The organism is Neisseria sp. P0021.S007, assembly GCF_051956855.1.
On sequence record NZ_JBQCXA010001788.1, the window covers coordinates 1 to 435 of the forward strand.

Genomic DNA, 435 nt, shown 5'->3' on the forward strand with positions numbered 1-435 from the left:
GATGTATAGCCTGGTGGCTAATGGTGCTGATGTTTTGGAACTGGGCGTGCCGTTTTCTGACCCGATGGCGGATGGCCCGACTATTCAACGTGCGGCTGAAAGGGCGTTGGCAAATCATGTTTCTTTGCACGACGTATTGGAAACAGTACGTTTGTTCAGTCAAACCAATGATAAAACGCCGGTTGTCTTGATGGGCTATTTGAACCATGTACATAAAATGGGCTATCAGGCGTTTGCGCAAGCGGCTGCCGACGCGGGCGTGGATGGCGTATTGACTGTGGATTCTCCGGTAGAAACCATTACCCCGCTGCATGACTCATTGAAAGCGCACGGTATTGATTGTATTTTCCTTATTGCGCCAACAACGACTGAGGAGCGTATTCAAACGATTGCCAAAGTAGCCGGCGGTTTTGTGTATTATGTATCGCTCAAAGG

Annotated in this window: 1 protein-coding gene; it reads left to right on the forward strand. The window is 49.2% G+C overall.

Annotated elements, in window-relative coordinates:
* A partial coding sequence (gene trpA / locus ACTHUR_RS21465) for a tryptophan synthase subunit alpha (RefSeq protein ID WP_440400829.1) occupies positions 1–435 on the forward strand: 435 nt, incomplete at both ends.